Source organism: Streptomyces sp. NPDC028928 (assembly GCF_055564915.1).
The window spans coordinates 334,087-353,860 of sequence record NZ_JBVHVI010000005.1; the positions used below are offsets into that span (position 1 = coordinate 334,087).

Consider the following 19,774-nt stretch of genomic DNA (forward strand, 5'->3'; position numbering starts at 1 on the left):
GCCGGGACCTGCCCTCGATGAGTAGCATCCTGGCCAAAGCGGCTTACCGTCTGCTGGCGGCCTGACGGCCCGGCCTCACTTCAGGTGCCGGATGAAGAACTGGGCCGCGGCGTCCCCCGCGAACTGCGGGACGCCCGTGTGCCCGCCCAGATTGGCGTGCAGCGTCTTCTCCTTGGAGCCGAAAGCGTCGAACAGGTCCAGGGCCGCCTGCCGGTCGTTCCCTTCGTCGTCCCACTGCAGCAGGACGTGCAGCGGAATGGTGACCTGCCGGGCCTCCTCGAACATGGCGCGAGGCACGAAACTCCCGGCGAACAGAACGGCGGCCGAGATGCGCGGCTCGACTACCGCCAGCCGGATCCCGATGGAGATCACTCCCCCCGAGTAGCCGACCGGGCCGCCGATCTCGGGCAGCGACAGGAGGGCGTCCAGGGCGGCCTGCCATTCCGGGACCGCCTTTTCGACCAGCGGGAGGACGAGCCGGTCCACGATCCCCTCGTCGACCGGCTCACCGGCCTCCAGCGCCCGGCGCAGGTCGGCGCGGGCCTGCTCGGCGGCGGCGGACCGGGGCCGGTCACCGCTTCCGGGGAGCTCGATGGTTGCCGTGGCGAAGCCCTCCGCCGCGGAGTGCCGGGCCCGGGCCACCAGTCGGGGGTACATCTTGTTCAGTCCGCCGGGGTGTCCGAGCAGGATCAGCGGCGCCGGTGCGGATACGGACTCGGGCGTCCAGAGGATGCCGGGGATATCGCCAAGGGTGAATTCGCGTTCGAGGACACCGTCGTCGAGGCGCTGCTCAGAAGTGAATTGCATAGTCGTGCCTTTCGGGAGGGCTCTTGAACGGCGCTCCCGGACGACCTATCGCCCGACCGTGACCCCGGAGGAGAGCACCCATGTCGATACTGCGTTCACGGGTACCACCTCCTCGTTCTCTCGCACGGCTTCCGGAAAGGTAGCAGTGGTCGCCGTGGTCCGCCAACGGGTTATCGCCCGGGCTCCGTGACCGGATGCCACGGCGCGGAAGCATTACCCAGAGCTACTTGGGCCTCATAACGGCTTCCCCAGGCGAGACCCTGCGACAGCGGGGGCCCGCTGGGGCGCTGGGGGCGCTGTCGCTTCTCAGGTTCTGGCTCGCTTTCCGTGAAGCGCGCAGGCTGAGTGACGGCTGACGTTCGGATCGACCTTCGGGAACTCTTCCGCGCTAAGCGTCCTTCGACAGATCCGGTCACTGCACCGCCGCCTTCACCTCGCACGGTCGTCGGCTGGATCCTCCGCCACCTCGACATCCTCACCGAGGCGGAACAGCTCCGCCTCAAGGCCGTCCTCATCCACTGCCCCGAACTGGATGCACTCACCGGACACGTCCGGTCCTTCGCCGAGGCCTTCACCGAGCGGCAAGGCCAGCGGCTGCCCGAGTGGCTCGACGCCGCCCGCAACGACAACCTGCGCGGGCTCCACACCTCGCCGCCGGTATCGATCGCGACCGCGACGCTGTCATCGCCGTTCTCACCCTGCCCTGGAACTCGGGCGTCGTAGAGGGGCACGTCAACCGGATCATTCTGTGGAATCAGCGATGTCAAACCGTGTGCTTGTGCATCACGTCGAGGTAGTGCCGATCGTGGTGCGGAACGTGGTGGTTCCGGCCAGGCAGGCTAAACACAGCGCAGACCTCGGCCGGCTGGGTGATGATGCTCGACTGCTTGCCGAAGGTCAGGACAGGGTTGACCTCGTGGTGGCAGCCTGCTGTGTCGAGGGCAGTGATCAGTTCCTCGCGGAGCACGGTGGCCTCGAATGACTCGGAATCGGGCAGGACGAGCGGTGGGAGTTTGGCGGTCGAACCAGGCCAGAGGTTGATCCAGATGCCGCTGACGGCCCGCTGCGTGACCACCAGTCGCAGCCCGTCCCAGGAGTAGGGGTAGCCGTCGATATCGAGCCCCTTCATGATGTGGGCGGGGTGCGGGCGCCCCGGGCCGAGCAGGTCTTCAGCCTCGGTCAGGGGCATCCCGCAGTGAAGAGGGCCGATCCGGCCGGTTCGGGCGAAGTCGACGAGCACGTTCATCAAGGTCACGGCAGTGACTGTGTCACTCTCTTGGGCCTGTGCGCACTCCGATATCAGCGCGGTGCGGTGCCTGCCCCGCCCTGTCGGACGTCTACGAGCGGCAGAAGACGGGCTGTCGCCGGCAGGTCCAGTTCGCGTGGTGTCGGACCGACCGGGGTGGGTGTGTCGGCGAGGCGGTCGAGTAGGCGGTCCAGGGCCGCCTGGCCGTCGTCGACGGTTGCTTGCTCATCGTCGGTCAGCGGGATGGACACGGCCATCCTCTGCAAGTTGCCTTTGGCTTCGAGGAGTTGGGATGGAGTGGACTCCTTGGGGCTGTAGAAGTCGCAGCGTGCGCAGGCCATGCGGTGCTGGCATTGCTCGAAGAAGGTGTAGCTGCAGTAGCCGTGGCCGAGGTCGTAGTGCTGCCAAGGCTCACCGGTCGCGGCGGCGCCGGAGGCGACGGCGTCGCGGTCGACCAGGACCTCGATGGTGCGCACGTTGCGCTCGAAGTAGCCAGCTTCGGAGTAGGCCTTGGAGAGGGTGTTGGGTGTGATCTTCGCGTAGTACTGGGTGGATTGCGGCGATCGGTGTCCGAGCCAGGCCTGCAGTTCGCACAGCGTCATCGGTTCCTTGGCGTTGTAGAGCTGGCTGGCGATGGTGGACCGGGCCCGGTGGCTGGTGATGTTCCCGCGCACGTCGGCGTCCGGGACTCCGGCCTTGCGGCAGTGCATCGGGATGATCGTGTTGTTGATGTAGTGCGTGGAGACGCGGCGGGCCCGGATGGCGAACAACAGGTCGACGCGCTCGCCGGTGCGGCGGTCGGTGAACTCCGGCTGATCCGGGCGGACGGCCTGCCAGGCGTCGACGGCCTGGCCGAGGATCGGGTCGACCGGCTTGGTGAAGGCGGTGCCGGTCTTGTGGGGCGGGACGTCGAGGAGGCAGACAGTGTCGCGGGCCAGGACCTGCTGGGAGTCACCGGCAATGGGGGTGCCGTCGTGCCGCCAAACGGATGCAGCCCACTCTCAATCGGGCGATTTCGTTGCTGCGCTGTCCGGAGAACAACCAGGTCAGTGTGACCGCGCGGACCAGTTCGAAGGGGTAGAACTGCCCGGCCTGGGACTGTGGGCGATCCGCAGCTTCCAGGTTCAAACCCGCCCACAGAAGTTTCGCCCAGACCTCATCGGCGATCACCCGCGGGTTGGGGCCGAGGAGGGCTGTGATGCTGCGAGGGATCGCCAGCGCGCGCAGTGGGTCGAAGCTGCGGGGCAGCCACTCCCATTCCTGGCAGTCCCTGAAAAACGTCCGGGATTCCGACAGGAACAGCGGCCCACTGGCTCGGCTGATCGTGGCCCGGTGGGCGAGGTAGGCCGACATCAGTACGCCGGTCGACGCCGAGTACGGCACCACCCGCTCCAGCCGGTTCTTCGTCGTCTCTGCCCGCACCCTCAGCGTCCGGTGGGCCGGATCGAGGTCATCTGTCCGCAGCGAGCACAGTTCCTCTCGCCGCAGCGCGGCATCGTAGGCCAGGGCCAGCATCACACGGTTGCGGACCGACTCTTCTCGCGCGACCTGCAGGATCCCCAGCCACTGCTGTTCGCTGGGGATCCATGGCAGCTTCGTGAGCCGCGGAACCAGTCCGCGCTGCTGCCCGCCCTGCTGGCGCCCAGGGGAGTAGCGGCCGCGGCCGACCGGGTTCGACTCGCGCAGACCCTCCTCCATGAGGAAGTCGTAGAACAGGCGGACCGGCACCAGGCGCTGCTGGATGGTGGCGTTGGCCAGTCCCGACCCCGAGTCGATTGCCACCACGTTCACCCCTCGGCGGTGCGGCCGCGATGTCAACTCCCGCACATAAGCTGCAATGTGGGCGCGGTTAGCGGTGACCGGTTCGACGTTCTCCCGTTCGCACATCGCCAGGTACTCGGCCAGTCCGCGGGCGTAGGCATCGATCGTGCGGGGCGCACGTCCAAGATCCGTCCACATCATCAGCCAGGTCGCCGCCTGCTCGTGCCGCCCAAGTACCGGCCACTTCTCCGTCAGCACCGTTGTGCCGCTCAAGCCATCACCCAAGTCCGTGGTTGCACCGGGAAGACATGATCACCCCGGACAGATTCCACGTAACTTTTAAGATGCTCAAACGGCAGATGTTCGGCCGAGCCGGATTCCCGCTCCTCCGAAAGCGAGTACTGCTCTACAGCTGACCGACACGTCAGGACGGCTGTCCCGCTGGCTCGTACCCCTCATCAATACGGCGAGGTGCCACGCCGAGAACCAAGTTCTCCATCGCGTGAGGCATCGGTCCGAAGCTGGCAACCCAGGTCTCGACGAGATAGATCACACCCACTTCATCGATGCCCAGGAAGAACCGGCCGTGGTCCAGTTCGCCAAGCGGGTAGAGATGGCGCCCGATCGCTTCGCCCCACTCCATGAATCGGTCCTCCTCGCCCCAGGCCAGCTCGGGATCCAACTCGAACGGCGTGCGTGCACAGCTGACCCCTGGCCCGCTGACGTTCACAGTCAAACCGCCGAACTCTTGCAGGAAGGCTTCCGCAGCGCCGTGCATGGCGAGGCCGACTGCTTCGAACATGGATCGCCAGCGGGCCGTGTCTACCTTCCGTCCAGGCGTCCATCCCGACGCCTCCAACACCTGATCTACCTCTGGCGACCAGCTGTTCATATGGGGTCCCGACTCCTCAGCTATGGGTGAGTAGTGATCATCTCAGCGGCCGACGTCCCTGAACAGTGTGTGATCACTTCGCGGAAAGCGAGCCAGAACCGTTTCTGGTTCCGGCTCAACTTCTGTGGTCCGTGCACGGTGAGTGATGGCTGACGGCTGGGAGGGCTGCCGGCAGCTTGCCCGGAAGTGATTGTCGCAAGTTGCTCTTCCCTTCGATCGCCAACGTCGTGGTGCTGTCGGTCGGTCTTGGACAAAAGAGTTTTTCGGGTCGATGCGTAATCTGTGGCGGGAGGGGCTGAGTGCCCCGGATGTAGAGACCCGTCGAACCGGCTTCATGGTTCCTACCTGCGATTTCCCGCAGATGTGGCAAGTGGGGGCCGCCGTGTGGTGCTGCCCTACGCGTCCGCCGGTTCAGTTGTTGGTCTCGCGCTCGCCGGCCGGGCCGGTGCCCGCCTGTCCCGCGTCTTCGGGGTGCCGGTCAGCCGGAGCACGGTCCTGCGGCTGGTCGAGGCCCTTGCCGAGCCCGACTCGCCGTCCCCCAGGGTGGTGGGAATGGACGAGTACGCAACGCGCAAGGGGCGGAATCACGGCACGGTGCTGGTCGGCGTCGAGACGTGTCGTCCGGTGGACCTCCTGCCTGACCGTGAGGCTTCGACGCTGGCCGCGTGGCTCGCCGAGCGGCCGGGGATCGAGGTGGTGTGCCGTGACCGGGCCCCGTTCTTCGCGGAGGGTGCCGTTGCCGGGGCACCGCAGGCCGTGCAGGTCGCCGACCGGTGGCATCTGTGGCACAACCTGAAGCGAGGCCGCCGAGCGCGCCGTCGCCCAGCACCGCCGCTGCCTGCGCGTCCTCGTCCCTGAGGCGTCGCAACCAGTGGCCGACGCTGTCCCAGCCGATGAGCCGTCCGGCTCACCGTGGCCAACCGGGCACCGTTTCGCCGGCCGCACCCGGTCCCGGCACGCTGCCGTCCACGAACTGCTGGAAGCTGGCCACAGCGGAACAGCTATACCGGCTCCTCGTACAGATCGATCTCGGAGGGCCTGCGACCGAGTAGCAGCGCGAGACGCCCCTCCATGGCGGCGAACCACTCATCGAGGTCCGCATCGGCATCGTGGAAGAACCAGGAGGCGAAGTTTCCCAAGGCATCCAGGTCTGGTTCGGGCTCGTAGCGGAGTTCGCAGTGAACTTGCACGTGGTGGTCGTGCTCGTCGTCATCGTCGGTGACGTCGAACTGCCGGGTGAGGTCCACAGTGAACATCGGTCGCCCGCTGAAGGCGTACGTGCCGTATTGACAGAGCAAGCCGTCGGAGTCGGGCGTGGGCGCTGTGTCAAAGCGCCTCCGCCCGAAACGCACGAAGGCGAGCCAAGCACTCCGAGTGGTCCACTCGGTCATCTCCGACTGTCCGGTCGCCAGCTCGGCCCGCAGAAAGTCGAGAGCTTCCTCCAGCCGTGGTCTGTTGGGCACGTCGGATCCCTTCGCTTAGTGAATCAGCACCCTAACCTGGTGGGGTCGGATCGAATCCTGCCTTGGCCGCCGAGGCGTTCACCCACCGGCTCGCAATGCTCGGTGACTGCTTCACAGAAGTTGTGCCAGAGCCGGTTGTCGTGAACAAAGCCAGCCGGGCGGAGCTCGACCTCTACCGCATCCACCAGATGGTGAACCGGGTCGACCGGGACACCGATGAGGTGCTCGATGATGTACGTCAGTATGTCGTCGCCAACCTAGGTGACCGGGACGCCGTTCTGATCGTGGACGACACCGGTTTCCTCAAGAAAGGGGTGCGGTCGGCGGGGGTACAACGGCAGTACCTACCCCGGGACCGCCGGGCGGACGGAGAACTGCCGGATCGGCGTCTTTCTCGCTGATGCGGCTCCTGACGGCCGGACGCTGATCGACCGGCTTCTGTATCTGCCCACCTCCTGGACACGCGACCGGGAACGGTGCCGCCGGGCCGGCTGCGACGACACGGTCGTCTTCGAGACGAAGGTGGCATGGCCAAGGCGATGGTCCGCCGCGCCATCGGGGACAAGATCCCGTTTCGGTGGGTGACCGCGGACGCCGCCTACGGCCCAACGGCTGACGGTCCGAGCTGGAGCAAGCCGACGTCTTCCACGTCATGGCCACCACCCGCCACGACCGTCGTCACCCGCTGGGCCATCGACCACCCCGTGCACGACCTCTTTCCCGGTCTGCCGAGGCAGAAGGGGAAGCGCCGTTCCTGCGGCGACGGCACCCACGGCCGGTGCATCTACGACTGGACACGCGTTGAGGTCAGGCCCTGGCACCGCGAGGACCGCCGGCACAGTCCGCCGCTACCCCGGATGGCACCGGCACAGCAGAAACGGATCCTCCCCAGCTCATCCACCTCAGCCTCGCCGAGGTACGACGGCTGATCACCCGCCTCACCGACCGCCGACCCACACCTGCCGAGCACGCCCTGCACTGGTCGACCGCGCGCCGACGACGACTGCACCAGGCCCGCACCAGCCACTACAAACAACGCGTACGTACCGGGTGCTTGGGCCGCCCTCGGCCCCCACCTTCAGGAATGGATCACGACCTACCGTGGCTGTTGAGTGTGGGTCACGTCGGGTGGCGATCACGACACTCGGCTTCACTGACGAACTTTGAGGGAGTGTCATCGACATGTCCGTTACGCAGCCCGCCGTCGAACGTGTGCGTGTTTCCGCGGAGCCCGACTGGTACGAGTCGGCTGGCATCTCGCTTGGCATCCGGGTCGGGAACCTGGTCTTCACATCGGGACAGGCCCCGATCGACGCCGAGGGGACCACGGTCGGTGTGGGGGACTTCGAGGCCCAGGCCCGTCAGGCGCTCGCGAATCTGTCCACGGTACTGACGAACGCGGGCTCCAGCCTCGCCGACACTGTCAAGGCGACGGTGTTCGTCACCGACATCACGCAACAGGACGTGTTCGCCAGACTGCGCGCGGAATACTTTCCGGACAAGCCGCACCTCGCGGAGTCGTTCGTCGAGGTCTCCTCACTCGCCGATCCCGAGTGGATGATCGAGATAGAGGCGATCGGTCTCATTCGCTGAGGCACGACCTCCCCTGGACGAGTAGTTCCGGTGGTCATGCGGGGGGGGGGGGGGTGAGTGAAGCCAGCGCGGTGGGCTGTACCGCGCTGGCGGCGGCGGAGCCGAGCAGCAAGTCGGCCAGGTCGAGGGGTCGCGCCCGTTCATCGGTCGGGGCCGCTGCGGTGATGCGGTCCAGTCGGAAGCCTCGACCGGCTTGCCGTGTGCGGCACCAAGCGATGAGGTACCACTTGCCGTCGGCGGTGAGCAGTCCTGGGCGGAGGCGTCGGCGACGGCGAGCGTGGCGACCAGCGCCGCGGCCTCTTCGGCGGTGAAGCGGATCGGCGGGAGGGTCATCGCCGGGTCGATCGACCAGCCGCCGCCCCGCCCGGTGGTGAAACGCACTGGGGCACCCGCCTCCAGCAGCGCTTGGAGATCGCGCTGCACCGTGAGCGTGCTCACCAGGCGTTTCCGCTGCGGATGCACGGGAACGTAGCGGTCGGTGTGCATCTCGCCGACCGGGGCGCGGAGCTAGACGATCAAGTCGGATGTGTTCGATCGCCTGCGACGGTTAACTGAAGAGCGGGCGTACTGGGTTCGAACCAAAGTACGGGAACTTCCGGCACAGGCGCCGCGTTTCTCTCGCATGCTGGCTATGTGGGGCGCCGCACTTCCGGCGCTGGCCCTTCTTCTGTTCGTCTGCGGCGCGGCCGAGTTGATGATGCGGCGATTCAAGCGGCGCAGCGTCCTTCACCGTGGCCGCGGTCCTGAGCAACGCCCCTTGACGGGGTCCGCGTTCAACGAATTCGACCTGGTATTCAACGGCAACAAATCGATCGAGACAGAGCAGCAGCAACATGAGGCGAACCGCCGTGACGACCAGGACGATGGCGCCCCGCCGCACACCCGTATCGACCTGGCCGGCGGCACGGCCCGCATCGTCCTCCCGCCCGACCGCGAGGGCGTTCACCGGCCGCGCGGCGGTGCGCAGCGACCCTGAGGAGCCCCATGGCAAGCTCATCTGCCCGGCAGCTGTGAGTCCGAGGCGGCATCCCTCCGAAGGATCCGCATCCTTTCTCACGCCGGCGTGCGACAGCAGTGGCATGCTCCTCGCTATGCATGAAGATCGGCAGAACAGGACAACGGCGGGGGTGTGGGGGCGTATCGCGTGCGCCTGGGCGGTCGCTTTCGCCGCGCTTCATTTCTACTGGGCGCTGGGCGGCAACCGGGGTCTGAGTGTCTCGGCGGGGCCCCTGGCCGAGGAACGCCCGGCGTGGTTCGTGGCGGTGGGCCTGTGGGGTGTGGGGGTGCTGTGCCTTGTCGGCGGGGTGCTGGGACGGCTTCTCGCCCGGCCGCGGCCCCATCGCCTGGCGGGACGGCTGATCAAGGCTCTGGGCTGGTCTGTTTGCGCTGTACTGCTGGTGCGCGGCGTCGCTGTCGAGATGCTGTTGCTGATCGACACCGCGGGTCAGGAGGCAGACGTAAGCCCGGAACAGCGGCTGTGGACGCTGGTGTTGTGGAATCCCTGGTTCCTGGTCGGCGGTCTTGTCTTCGGCCTGTCCGCTCGCGAGTTCGGAAGAGCGCAGGGTTCGAGTAGCGGAACCGCCTGAATGACGTCGGGATCACGAGCAGTCTGTCCAAGACCCTTGTGTGACGCACGACCTGAACACCCTGCTGGCTGCACTGTACGTGAAGATCAATGACGAGCTGGAGACAGGCCGAGGGGTGGTCAGGTCCCAGAAGAACGTCTGCACCTCGGTCGGCATGCTGATCCTGTGGGTGCTGGCCGGCCCCAAGATGGACGAGCGCGAGGTTCTGCAGGCGATGCTCGACGACGCCGACCTGGTCGCTGGCCGCTCGCGTCTGCTGATCATCAAGGACAAGGGCTTCGCCTCCAAGGAGTTCGAGAGCGATCTCGCGATGCGCGGGATCAGCCTGCTGCGGCCCTGGTTCACGCGCGAGAAGAAGCGGCCGGGGGAGAGCCTGCAGAGGTCGGTGCAGCAGCTGATGGTGTCCGTGCGACGCGTTGAAGGGCCAGTTGGTCCTCGAACAGCACGGCGGCGGCCGCACTTTCGAGGACGTCGCCGTCCGCTCCGCCCAGCGCGTTCTCGCCATGGCCGCCGCGATCTGGCGCAACCACAGGACCAACGCCCCGGTCACACCAGGGGAACAGGGGCGCTTCCAGTTTGAACAGGGTTGAACAGGGCCGTGGTCAAGGCCTTGTCGTCGCAATTGGGGATGCGGCGGGCCGCCTCCACTCGTAGACTCATGGCGTGGCATTCATGAGCACCCCGCACTGCTGCTTCCTGTGATCGGAAGGCGTTGAGGCGATGCCGAACGGCGTCGCCCTCCTTGGTGTGCCTGCTGCGTGAACCACGTTACCGACGCTGCGTGTTCCTCCCTGAGGCAGTGACGCTCTGAACGCGCGTGCAGGCACGGTCTCTTCCCCTCACCCCTTGTGCCAGGAGTGCCTTGTGCCTGTGTCGCTTCCCCCTGCCCTCCAACTGTTCCTCGATCTGCTGCGCTGCCCGACGTGCCGTACGCGCCGCCTGCACCCCGGCCGCGGCGCACTGCGGTGCCCGGCGGGTCACACCTTCGACATCGCCCGCCACGGCTACGCCGGCCTGCTGACGGGCACCCGCGCCACCAGCGGCGACGACGCAGCCATGGCCCAGGCCCGGGGCCGGTTCCTGTCCACCGGCGCCTACGCGCCCATCCGCCACGCCGGGGCCCGCCTGGCGGCCGACGCCGTGTCCGAGCAGGCCACGGTCGTGGACGTGGGATGCGGCACGGGCTACTACCTGGCCGGCGTACTCGATCAGCTGCCCGGCTCCCGTGGTCTGGGTCTGGACACATCGGTGCGCGCGCTGCGCTCGGCGGCCCGTGCCCACGACCGAGCCGCCGCGGTGGCCTGGGACGTCTTCCGCCCCTTTCCGCTGGCCGACGGGGTGGCCGATGTCGTGCTGGACGTGTTCGCCCCGCGCAACCCGGCCGAGTTCCACCGCGTGCTGCGCCCGTCCGGCCGGCTGATCGTGATCCGTCCCACCGACCGGCACCTGGCCGAGTTGCGCGGTCGAGTGCCTGCGATGGTCACGATCGACCCGGCCAAAGAACAGCGCCTGCACCGGGCGCTGAACCCCTTCTTCGAGGCCGTCGTCACCCAACAGGTCGAGTACCCCGCGAGCCTGGCCAAGTCGGATGCCTGGGACCTGGTGGCAATGACGCCGAGCGCACGCCACATGAGCCGCGCAGACCTCAGCGATGACGGCCTTCTGCCCGCTCAGGTCACCGTCTCCGTGCTGGCCACCGCCTATCAGCCTCGGTGACCACGAGCGGGCGCGCATGCGCCTGCTGGCCGGCGAGCTGTGGGCACGCCTGGCGCCCTGCCTTCTCCTCAACGCGGGAAAGGGCAGGGCGGCCGTTCGCCGACCACCGTCGCATCATGGACGGGATCATCTACTGGTACCGCACCGCCCCTGGCAGAGGTGTGGAAACGCTGAGCGTCCTGGTTGTGTTCTCGCCTGACGTGTCAGGTGAGTTGTGGTGCGATCTCGGCTGCGATCCATTCCATGGCTTCGTTGAGGTGTTCGGCTGCGATGGGCAGCCACAGGGTGCAGGTGGTGAGTCCTGCTTCGGCGAGCTGGTGGAGGTCGTCGATGATGCTTGCGGTGGTGGGTGTGTGGCCGCCGAGTGGCCGTCCGGGTGGGGGAGCGACCGAGGGGATTCCGGGTGAGGTGACGAATGCGGCCGAGGCGAGTGTCAGCCGGTCAGTGTCCTGGGTGCCGGCGAGGTCGCGTAGGCGGCGACGGATGTCGGTGACTTCCTCTGGGTGGGTGCCGGTGCCGTACCAGCCGTCGCCGAAGCGCAGGATGCGGCGCAGGGCGGCGTCGCTGTGGCCGCCGATCCACACGGGCGGGCCGCCGGCGGTGACCGGGGGTACTCCCAGGTGTGCGTCGTGGAGTGTGGTGAACGGCCCGTCGAAGTCGGCGGGGCGCTGGGTCCACAGGGTTTTGGCGGCGGCGAGGTGGTCGTCGGTGCGGGCCCCGCGTTCGCGGGCGGGTACGCCGACGGCGGCGAACTCCTCGGGGTTCCAGCCGGTGCCGACGCCGAGGATCAGGCGGCCGCCGGAGACGACGTCCAGGGTGGCCGCCTGGTTGGCGAGGACCAGGGCCGGGTAGTACGGCGCGACGAGGACTGAGGTCAGCAGCCGCAGGCGTGTTGTGGCTCCTGCGACGGCTGCCAGGAGGATGAGCGGGTCGGTGTCGAGGCCGAAACCGCTGTCCAGGAGGCGGTTGCCGACCGCGACGTGGTCGAAGCCCAGGTCTTCGGCGTGGCGGGCGGCTGTGAGCACGGCGGCTCCGCCGTCGTCGCGCGGCCATCGTGGTTGCAGGGAGACGCCGAGGCGCAGCGACATCTGTTTGCCTTTCGGTGGCGGTCCAGGGACGGGTACGGGCGATCACTGATCGCCCTGTCCCCACACCCAACTCCCGCACCACCCCGCTTTCATCCCCGGTCTTTGCCAGCAGCTCTGGCGTGTGGGCGGGCTCGGCTGGTGACGCAGGCCGACGCCGCCGGGCGATTCGATGCCGCCGCGTCATGTGTTCGTGGGTGGCGTGTCTGTGATGGGCAGCGGCGTCGGAGGCGGCGAGTTCGCTTCCGTGTCCGGCCTGGCGGCAGCGGTTGGGCGCGCGTGCGCTTTCTCCTTTCCGGCTGGTGCCGAAACCAGCCGAAGTGACGGGATGGCACAGGCGGCAGTCGACCGCCCAGTGACCGCCGGGCATCGCGAAGCCGCTCCGACCACGCCGTGGCGTCATCACCACTTCACAGCTGCGGGCTCCCCTGAACGTGCCCGCGGCAGGACACCGGAAGGAAACCCCTCATGGCGGACATCACCAAGATCGTTGCCAAGATCTGGACCGCGGACGTCCCCTCGGCCGTCGCGGTCGGCGGCAGGGCCTACCTCGGCGTCGCCGGCCGCGAGTTCGCCCGGACACCCGGGCGACGACCTGCAGACCGGCCAGGTCCAGGAGTTCGTCTTCGGCGAGACGCCAACGTCAGCAACGCTACGTACAACGACCCGCGCAGGCCCCAGCTGACCACGGCCGACCTCGACCGCTATCCCGCCTACATCCGCTACCTCGGCGCCGACGGCTGGTGCCTGGAGCGGGCCATCGTCACCGTCAACCCCGGCCAGGACGAGCACATCTTCGACAACCTCGACCTCGAGCACGTTGCGGAGAACAAGCGGATCTGGCTGCGCGACGACTACGGCCAGGGCCCCCACCTGACCCGCACCGGCGGCATCCCCGATCCCGGGTCCGGCACGGGCTCCGGCGCAGGCACGCGCATCATCTGGGGCAACGTCGGCGCGGACGGCGCCTTCCACAACGGCAGCGGCGACTTCTGGGCGAGAAGGAGGCAACCGGCCGCTACGTCATCACCTTCCAGCGGCCCTTCCGCACACCGCCCAGCGCCACGGCCAACATCTCCGACGCCGACCACGACTGGTCCACCCTCGACAACGCCCACGTCGCCGTCGACTCCAACCGCGCCGTCATCACCACGGGCCACTCCCACGGCCTGCACAGCGACCGCCCCTTCAGCTTCCAGATCATCGGCAGCTGACCAACCACCGCTTCCACGGCGCCGCTAGCGGGGCCGGTCCCCACAGGCCGGCCCCGTCGCCTGCCCGCCGGGCCCTGGCCGGTCGGCCGCCATCGTCTCGAATGGCTTACCGGAGTTCCGGAGTTCCGGAGGGAGTTCCAGAGGGCAGGCGATCCATGGCGACAAGCAGCCGGGCATCGCCACCAGAGCGGCGATCCGCTTCTGGAAAATGCCAGGGCACCGATGGGGCCGGCGTCGACGGCCTGCTGGAGAAGGGCCTCGGCGCCCGCCCGTTCCCCGGCCGCCTCCCACGATCGCGATGGGTCGCTCGAGCGCGCTCTGCCGGAGCCCGCCCGGTGACCTGAGTCGCGGCTACGTCACGCGGATGCCGACGACGCAGGTGTCGTCGTCCGTGTCCGACCTGCTGTAGGTCAGCAGACGGTCGAGCCGTTGGTCCAGGGTCTTCGGCGCGGTACGGACCGTGGTCAGCAGGTGCGTCAGGGACTCCTCCACGGAGCGGTCCCGGCGCTCGATGAGCCCGTCGGTGTACATCAGCAGCATGTCTTCCGGCGCGAATTCCAGCTCAGCCTCCTCGTAGACGGCTTCGGGGAGTGCGCCCAGCAGCAGGCCCTTGACCAACGGCAGCGGGGCCGCCTCCCGTCCGCGGACCAGTACGGGCGGGAGGTGGCCTGCCCGTGCCCAGCGCAGGCTGCGATGATCCGGGTCGTACAGGGCGCACACCGCGGTGGCGGTGACCCCTCCGGTCAAGTGGTGCGCCACGATGTTCAGCCAGGACAGCAGCTGGCCCGGCCCGGCACCCGTCACGGCGAGGCCACGCAACGCGTTGCGCAGAACGACCATGCTGGTGGCGGCCTCGATGCCGTGGCCTGCGACGTCACCCACGCACAGCAGCACCAGCCCGGACGGCAGCACCACGGCGTCGTACCAGTCGCCGCCCACCAGATGCTCGGTCTCCGCCGGCCGGTAGCGCACCACGACCTCCAGACCGGGCACCGTCAGGGGGGCTTGCGCGGGAGGCATGATGGCGTGCTGCAACTGCAGGGTCAGACGGTTGCGCTCAGTCGCCTGCTGCTCGGTGTGGGCGAGCTGGTCCCGGGTGGCGGCGAGCGCCACCTCCGTCCAGTGCTGGGCGGAAATATCCTGGTAGGCGCCCCGCACAACGAAGAGCCGGCCGTCGGCGTCGAGGGCCGGTTCGGCGACCACCCGGATGTGCCGGGTCACGCCGTCGGGGCGTTGCAGCCGGAAGGCCGCGGAGGCCGGCCGACGGCGGTGCAGCAGCGTCCGCAAGAACCGGCCGAGGGCCACCGCGTCGTCCGGGTGCGCGTGCGCGGGCAGCTCCTCCAGCGGTACGGGCGTGCTCGCCGGGGACCGGCCGTAGAGGTGGAACAGCTGGTCGTTCCAGGTGATCTCACCGGTGAGCAGGTTCTCCTCGAAGCCGCCGATACGGCCCAGACGTTGGGCGTGCTGGAGCAGGCTCGCCAGCCGCGCCGTCTCGTCCTCGATACGCCAGATCAGCAGCACGCTGTTGCCGTGCCGGCTGATGCTGATGTCCGCGACCGCCGACAGCGGCACCTGGTCGACGAGCGCGGTCAGACGCATCCGGCGGCCCCGGAACGGCTCGCCGGTGGCGTAGACCCGCTCGACCCGCTGGAACAGCTCGCTCTTCCCGGCGGCCATGGGGTACGCCTCGAGGAGCAGCGCCCCGCTGACCACCGCGCGGGGCCGGCCGGCGGGGTCCAGGAAACGGTTGTTGACGTACTGGATGCGGAAGTCCACCAGCTGGCCGGAGCCGTCGATGTGCGGCACCAGCACCAGGGCGGGGTCGTGCAGTCCATCGGCCAGGTCCATCAGCTCGGCGGCGTCCGGCAGGATCCGTGGGTCCTGGCCGAGGCCCTGGTGGAGCGTGTACGTCTCCAGGGTGTGCGCGCACAGCTCGGCCAGGGCTTCCACCTGCCGGACGATCTGCGGCGGCTGTGGCTCCAGCGGCCCGGGCCAGGCGATCTCCAGGACGCCGTGGATGCGGCCCCCCGTGCCGGCGGGTACCGCAACCCGGCCGCCGGCCGGATGCATGTGCCGGCCGATGGTGGGCAGCCCGGTGTCGGCGAGCGACTCGAACCACTGACCGGTGCGCTCGGTCAGTCCCCGGCGCGCTACGGTCGCCACCTCCGGGGGGACGTAGCGCCACCGGACGGCCTCCGCGGGGGAGAAGCCGGCGCTTCCGCTGAGGGTGAGTGAGCCGTCCGGGCCTGCGCTCCACACGGCCACGGCGACCGCGCCGAGCGGGCGCAGGGCATGCTCCAGCAGAGCGTTGGCGACGTCCTGGGTGTCGTTCGCGGCCAGCGCGCCGCTCTCCGCCGCCCGCAGTCGCAGGGCGGTGGCCTGGCGCGCGGGCGTCTCGGCGGCGGTGTTCAGGAAGGCGTCCGCGATCTCCGACACCCGGTCGCGGGCGGCCTGGTTGATGACTTCCACCGCGAACTCCAGTGGCGTCACCTTGGCCTGCTCGGTCAGCTCCGAGAGTTGCCGGGCGGCTTGCGCCGGACCGCAGCCCAGCCGCTCGACCAGGATGCCCTTGGCCAGCTCGATCAGCGCCCGGCCCTCCGCCTCCGCATGCGCGGTACGGACCTCGCGGCGCAGCCGTTCCACCGTGGCGGCCAGCCTGCCGACGGGGGAGGTGGGGGAGACGCCCGCGAGATCCAGCGGCGCGGTGCCCAGCTCGGCGCCGCCCGGTTCGGGTGGCTGCTCGGGCGTCTTCACGATGTATACGCTCCTCGGTTGAACGACGCTTGGGCGCGGGTCGTGCCGCGCCGGGCTGTACCCGCCCAGTCGGCGGGTGGCACCGGCGCGCTCACGCGGACAGCCAGCGTCGGACGCAGGCGATGAGGTCGCGGGTGTCGACGGGCTTGGTGACGTAGTCGCTGGCGCCGGAGGACAGGGACTTCTCCCGGTCGCCGGGCATCGCCTTGGCGGTGACGGCGATGATCGGCAGCTCGGCGTACTGCGGCAGCTTGCGGATCTCGGCGGTGGCTGTGTAGCCATCCATCTCCGGCATCATCACGTCCATCAGCACCAGTGCGATGTCGGGGTTGGCGAGCAGCGCGTCGATGCCCTTGCGCCCGTTCTCCGCGTGCAGCACACGGAAGCCGTACATCTCCAGGATCCCGCTGAGTGCGAACAGGTTGCGTGCGTCGTCGTCGACGACCAGGACCGTACGGCCCCGGAAGCTGTCGTCCACCGGCGGTGCGAGGTCCTGCGGGTCCTCGACCCGGACGAGGGAGAGCACGTCCCCGGGTGCTTCGGCGGCCAGGTGCAGGGCGATGCGTTCGCGCAGCTCGTCCAGGCTGGACAGGAACTCCAGGGAGCCGTCGTCGCGGTGCGAGCGCAGCGCTTCGGCCCGCGCCACCTCTGGCCGGTGGCTGCTGTGGATGAGCACCGGTACGCTCGCCAGCCCCGAGTCGCCTTCGAGCGCCTGCAGGAACCGGCCCGCCTCCCCGTCGGGCATGTCCAGATCCAGTACGACGCAGTGGCAGGACTCGGTGGCCAGCGCGCCCGCTGCCTCCTGCGCTCCGACGGCGGTGATGACGTCCACCGCCGGCAGCGGGGAGCCGTCGTCCGGGCTGTGCCGGGCCACGTCCGTGACCACGCTCTCGGCGACCAGGGTCAGCAGCCCGCGCGGGCGTTCCTCCACCACCAGAAGCCGGCGCGTCCGCTGCTCGGGAATGGCCGGCTGCGGCGAAGCGGTGGTCTGGCCGGCGGTGGCGGCCGATGCGAGCTCGGCCACACCCTTGGGGCCGTTCGGGGTGGGCCGACCGGCGTCGAGCAGCTCTTCGAAGTCCGGCCGGGCCACCGGCAGGTACAGCGTGAAGGTGCTGCCCCGGCCGGCCGCGCTGTTCACCGCCACGGCACCGCCGAGCAGATGCGCGATCTCCCGGGTGATGGACAGTCCGAGGCCGGTTCCGCCGTACTTGCGGCTCGTGGTGCCGTCCGCCTGCTGGAACGCCCCGAAGATCGACTCCAGGTGCTGCTCCGGAATGCCGATGCCGGTGTCCCGCACCCGGAACGCCACGACGGCACCGCCGCGCACGACGTCCTGCGGCACCTCTTCGTCCGTGGCGGGCTCGATGGCCAACTCGACGCTGCCCTGCTCGGTGAACTTCACCGCGTTGGACAGCAGGTTGCGCAGCACCTGCCGCAGCCGGGAGTCATCGGTGAGCAGGTCGGCGGGCGCCCCCGCGGCGGTGGTGACCGCGAACTCCAGCCCCTTCTGGGTCGTCATGGGCCGGAAGGTGGCCTCGACGTACTCGATGAGCTGGCGCAGCGGCACCCGCTCGGGGGTGACGTCCATTTTGCCCGCCTCGACCTTCGACAGGTCCAGGATGTCATTGATCAGCTGCAGCAGGTCGCTGCCCGCGGAGTGGATGATTCCGGCGTACTCGACCTGCTTCGGGGTGAGGTTGCGCGAGGGGTTCTGGGCGAGCAGCTGGGCGAGGATGAGCAGGCTGTTGAGCGGGGTGCGCAGCTCGTGGCTCATGTTGGCCAGGAACTCCGACTTGTACTTCGAGGCCAGCGACAACTGCTGGGCACGAGCCTCAAGTTCCTGCCGGGCCTGCTCGATCTGCAGGTTCTTCGCCTCGATGTCGCTGTTCTGTGCCGCCAGCAGCGACGCCTTCTCCTCCAGTTCGGCGTTGGAACGCTGCAGCTCGTCCTGCTGGGCCTGCAACTCGGCCGAACGCGCCTGCAACTCGGCGGTCAGCCGCTGCGATTCCTCCAGCAGCTCGTCGGTGCGGGCGTTCGCCACGATCGTATTGACGTTGACGCCGAGCGTCTCGCGGAGTTGTTCCAGGAAGTCCCGGTGGATGTGCGTGAAGGCGGTGACCGACGCCAGCTCGATGACGCCGAGGACCTGGTCCTCGAAGAGGATCGGCAGCAGGATCAGCGCGGTCGGCACTGCCTGGCCGAGCCCGGAGGAGATGGTCACGTAGCCTGGCGGCAGCTCGTCGACGGTGATGGTACGGCGGCTGCGCGCGGCCTGGCCGACCAGCGAGCGGCCGAAGGAGAAACGGGTGGGCCGCCCGTCGTCGTCGGGCCTGCCGTAGGAGCCGACGAGCCGCAGCTCCGGGCCGTGCTCGCCGTCCTCGGCGAGGTAGAAGGCGCCGTACTGGGCCGATACCAGCGGCGTCAGCTCCTCCATGATGAGTTCGGCCACCACCGGCAGGTCCCGGTGGCCCTGCATCAGGCCGGCGATGCGCGCCAGGTTGGTCTTGAGCCAGTCCTGCTCCTGGTTGGCCCGGGTGGTCTCGCGCAGCGACTCCACCATCGAGTTGATGTTGTCCTTGAGTTCGGCGACCTCGCCGGAGGCCTCCACCGTGATCGAGCGGGTCAGATCGCCCTCGGCCACGGCGCTGGCGACGGCGCCGATGGCCCGTACCTGACGGGTCAGGTTGCCGGCCAGCTCGTTGACGTTCTCCGTGAGCCGCTTCCAGGTGCCCGAGACGCCCTCCACCTCGGCCTGGCCGCCCAGACGTCCTTCGGTGCCGACCTCGCGGGCGACGCGGGTGACCTCGTCGGCGAAGGCGGAGAGCTGGTCCACCATCGTGTTGATGGTCGTCTTCAGCTCCAGGATCTCGCCGCGGGCGTCCACGTCGATCTTCTTCGACAGGTCGCCCCTGGCCACGGCGGTCGTCACCAGAGCGATGTTGCGCACCTGACCGGTCAGGTTGTTCGCCATGGAGTTGACGTTGTCGGTGAGGTCCTTCCACGTGCCGGCCACGTTCGGCACGTGGGCCTGGCCGCCGAGGCGTCCTTCGGTGCCGACCTCGCGGGCGACGCGGGTGACTTCGTCGGCGAACGCGGACAGGGTGTCGACCATCGTGTTGATCACATCGGCCAGTGCGGCGACCTCGCCCTCGGCCTGGACCGTGATCTTGCGGGACAGATCGCCCCGTGCGACGGCGGTGGCGACCTGCGCGATGGAGCGCACCTGGCCGGTCAGGTTCGACGCCATCACGTTCACGTTGTCGGTGAGGGCCTTCCAGGTACCCGAGACACCCTTGACGTCGGCCTGGCCGCCGAGGCGTCCTTCGGTGCCGACTTCGCGGGCGACGCGGGTGACTTCGTCGGCGAAGGCGGAGAGTTGGTCGACCATCGTGTTGATGGTGTTCTTGAGTTCGAGGATCTCGCCGCGGGCGTCGACGGTGATCTTCTGGGACAGGTCGCCCTTGGCCACCGCTGTCGCCACCTGGGCGACGTTGCGGACCTGGGCGGTGAGATTGCCCGCCATGAAGTTGACCGAGTCGGTCAGATCCCGCCAGGTGCCCTTGACACCCTTGACGTCGGCCTGGCCGCCGAGGCGTCCTTCGGTGCCGACTTCGCGGGCGACGCGGGTGACTTCGTCGGCGAAGGCGGAGAGTTGGT

At 68.7% G+C, this 19,774-nt stretch carries 17 protein-coding genes and 2 pseudogenes; 9 read left to right on the forward strand and 10 right to left on the reverse strand.

Going from position 1 to position 19,774, the window contains the following annotated elements:
• Nucleotides 1-75 precede the first annotated feature (75 nt).
• Nucleotides 76-807: a dienelactone hydrolase family protein gene (locus ACZ4U1_RS14890; protein WP_467903325.1), complete on the reverse strand. Its 732-nt coding sequence runs from the start codon at nt 805-807 to the stop codon at nt 76-78.
• A 345-nt stretch (nt 808-1,152) separates the two neighbouring features.
• Here ACZ4U1_RS14890 and ACZ4U1_RS14895 point away from each other — a divergent pair, with 345 nt between their 5' ends.
• Entirely contained in the window at nt 1,153-1,530 is a 378-nt protein-coding gene (locus ACZ4U1_RS14895) for a hypothetical protein (protein WP_467903327.1), read from the forward strand.
• 40 nt (nt 1,531-1,570) lie between these two features.
• Here ACZ4U1_RS14895 and ACZ4U1_RS14900 read toward each other — a convergent pair whose 3' ends face one another.
• From ACZ4U1_RS14900 to ACZ4U1_RS14915, 4 genes are all read right to left on the reverse strand, one after another.
• A complete protein-coding gene (locus tag ACZ4U1_RS14900; RefSeq protein WP_467903328.1) occupies nt 1,571-2,062 on the reverse strand; it encodes a hypothetical protein in 492 nt (163 codons plus the stop codon).
• 44 nt (nt 2,063-2,106) lie between these two features.
• Nucleotides 2,107-3,015, reverse strand: coding sequence for a tyrosine-type recombinase/integrase (locus tag ACZ4U1_RS14905; RefSeq protein ID WP_467903534.1), 909 nt, complete (start codon nt 3,013-3,015; stop codon nt 2,107-2,109).
• A complete protein-coding gene (locus tag ACZ4U1_RS14910; RefSeq protein ID WP_467903329.1) occupies nt 3,005-4,087 on the reverse strand; it encodes a tyrosine-type recombinase/integrase in 1,083 nt (360 codons plus the stop codon). The genes ACZ4U1_RS14905 and ACZ4U1_RS14910 overlap by 11 nt, the downstream gene beginning before the upstream one ends.
• A 151-nt stretch (nt 4,088-4,238) precedes the next feature.
• Nucleotides 4,239-4,706, reverse strand: coding sequence for an SUKH-3 domain-containing protein (locus ACZ4U1_RS14915; protein WP_467903330.1), 468 nt, complete (start codon nt 4,704-4,706; stop codon nt 4,239-4,241).
• Between the two features lie 384 nt (nt 4,707-5,090).
• Between ACZ4U1_RS14915 and ACZ4U1_RS14920 the strand changes: the two genes are divergently transcribed.
• A complete protein-coding gene (locus ACZ4U1_RS14920; protein ID WP_467903331.1) occupies nt 5,091-5,564 on the forward strand; it encodes an ISL3 family transposase in 474 nt (157 codons plus the stop codon).
• A 143-nt stretch (nt 5,565-5,707) separates the two neighbouring features.
• On the opposite strand, the gene ACZ4U1_RS14925 is transcribed toward ACZ4U1_RS14920, so the two are convergent.
• The gene (locus ACZ4U1_RS14925; protein WP_467903332.1) at nt 5,708-6,169 is read right to left on the reverse strand and encodes a hypothetical protein; all 462 of its coding nucleotides are present in this window, start codon (nt 6,167-6,169) and stop codon (nt 5,708-5,710) included.
• Nucleotides 6,170-6,345: 176 nt separating this feature from the next.
• Between ACZ4U1_RS14925 and ACZ4U1_RS14930 the strand changes: the two are divergent.
• Both ACZ4U1_RS14930 and ACZ4U1_RS14935 read left to right on the forward strand, forming a co-directional pair.
• Nucleotides 6,346-7,008 (forward strand): annotated as a pseudogene (locus tag ACZ4U1_RS14930) (IS701 family transposase); the annotation flags it as partial.
• Between the two features lie 343 nt (nt 7,009-7,351).
• Nucleotides 7,352-7,762, forward strand: coding sequence for a RidA family protein (locus ACZ4U1_RS14935; RefSeq protein ID WP_467903333.1), 411 nt, complete (start codon nt 7,352-7,354; stop codon nt 7,760-7,762).
• Nucleotides 7,763-7,796: 34 nt separating this feature from the next.
• On the opposite strand, the gene ACZ4U1_RS14940 is transcribed toward ACZ4U1_RS14935, so the two are convergent.
• Nucleotides 7,797-8,297, reverse strand: coding sequence for a WYL domain-containing protein (locus ACZ4U1_RS14940; RefSeq protein WP_467903536.1), 501 nt, complete (start codon nt 8,295-8,297; stop codon nt 7,797-7,799).
• On the opposite strand from ACZ4U1_RS14940, the gene ACZ4U1_RS14945 reads away from it, so the two are divergent.
• The 4 genes and pseudogenes from ACZ4U1_RS14945 (at nt 8,289) to ACZ4U1_RS14960 (ending at nt 11,064) form a co-directional block, all read left to right on the forward strand.
• Entirely contained in the window at nt 8,289-8,738 is a 450-nt protein-coding gene (locus ACZ4U1_RS14945; RefSeq protein ID WP_467903335.1) for a DUF6191 domain-containing protein, read from the forward strand. The two genes, ACZ4U1_RS14940 and ACZ4U1_RS14945, sit on opposite strands and share 9 nt — an antisense overlap.
• Nucleotides 8,739-8,853: 115 nt before the next feature.
• Nucleotides 8,854-9,348: a DUF3995 domain-containing protein gene (locus ACZ4U1_RS14950; RefSeq protein ID WP_467903336.1), complete on the forward strand. Its 495-nt coding sequence runs from the start codon at nt 8,854-8,856 to the stop codon at nt 9,346-9,348.
• A gap of 136 nt (nt 9,349-9,484) precedes the next feature.
• Nucleotides 9,485-9,938, forward strand: a pseudogene (locus tag ACZ4U1_RS14955) (IS982 family transposase); the annotation flags it as partial.
• A 274-nt stretch (nt 9,939-10,212) separates the two neighbouring features.
• Nucleotides 10,213-11,064 carry a putative RNA methyltransferase gene (locus ACZ4U1_RS14960; RefSeq protein ID WP_467903337.1) on the forward strand — a complete coding sequence of 284 codons (852 nt, stop codon included), beginning with the start codon at nt 10,213-10,215 and terminating at the stop codon, nt 11,062-11,064.
• Between the two features lie 203 nt (nt 11,065-11,267).
• On the opposite strand, the gene ACZ4U1_RS14965 is transcribed toward ACZ4U1_RS14960, so the two are convergent.
• Nucleotides 11,268-12,152: a TIGR03619 family F420-dependent LLM class oxidoreductase gene (locus ACZ4U1_RS14965; protein ID WP_467903338.1), complete on the reverse strand. Its 885-nt coding sequence runs from the start codon at nt 12,150-12,152 to the stop codon at nt 11,268-11,270.
• 465 nt (nt 12,153-12,617) lie between these two features.
• Here ACZ4U1_RS14965 and ACZ4U1_RS14970 point away from each other — a divergent pair, with 465 nt between their 5' ends.
• Nucleotides 12,618-13,391, forward strand: a complete 774-nt coding sequence (locus ACZ4U1_RS14970) for a hypothetical protein (protein ID WP_467903340.1) — start codon at nt 12,618-12,620, stop codon at nt 13,389-13,391.
• Between the two features lie 323 nt (nt 13,392-13,714).
• On the opposite strand, the gene ACZ4U1_RS14975 is transcribed toward ACZ4U1_RS14970, so the two are convergent.
• Together ACZ4U1_RS14975 and ACZ4U1_RS14980 are read right to left on the reverse strand one after the other, a co-directional pair.
• A complete protein-coding gene (locus ACZ4U1_RS14975) occupies nt 13,715-16,117 on the reverse strand; it encodes a SpoIIE family protein phosphatase (protein WP_467903341.1) in 2,403 nt (800 codons plus the stop codon).
• A gap of 91 nt (nt 16,118-16,208) precedes the next feature.
• On the reverse strand, nt 16,209-19,774 hold a 3,566-nt coding region (locus ACZ4U1_RS14980), incomplete at its 5' end, for a HAMP domain-containing protein (protein WP_467903342.1).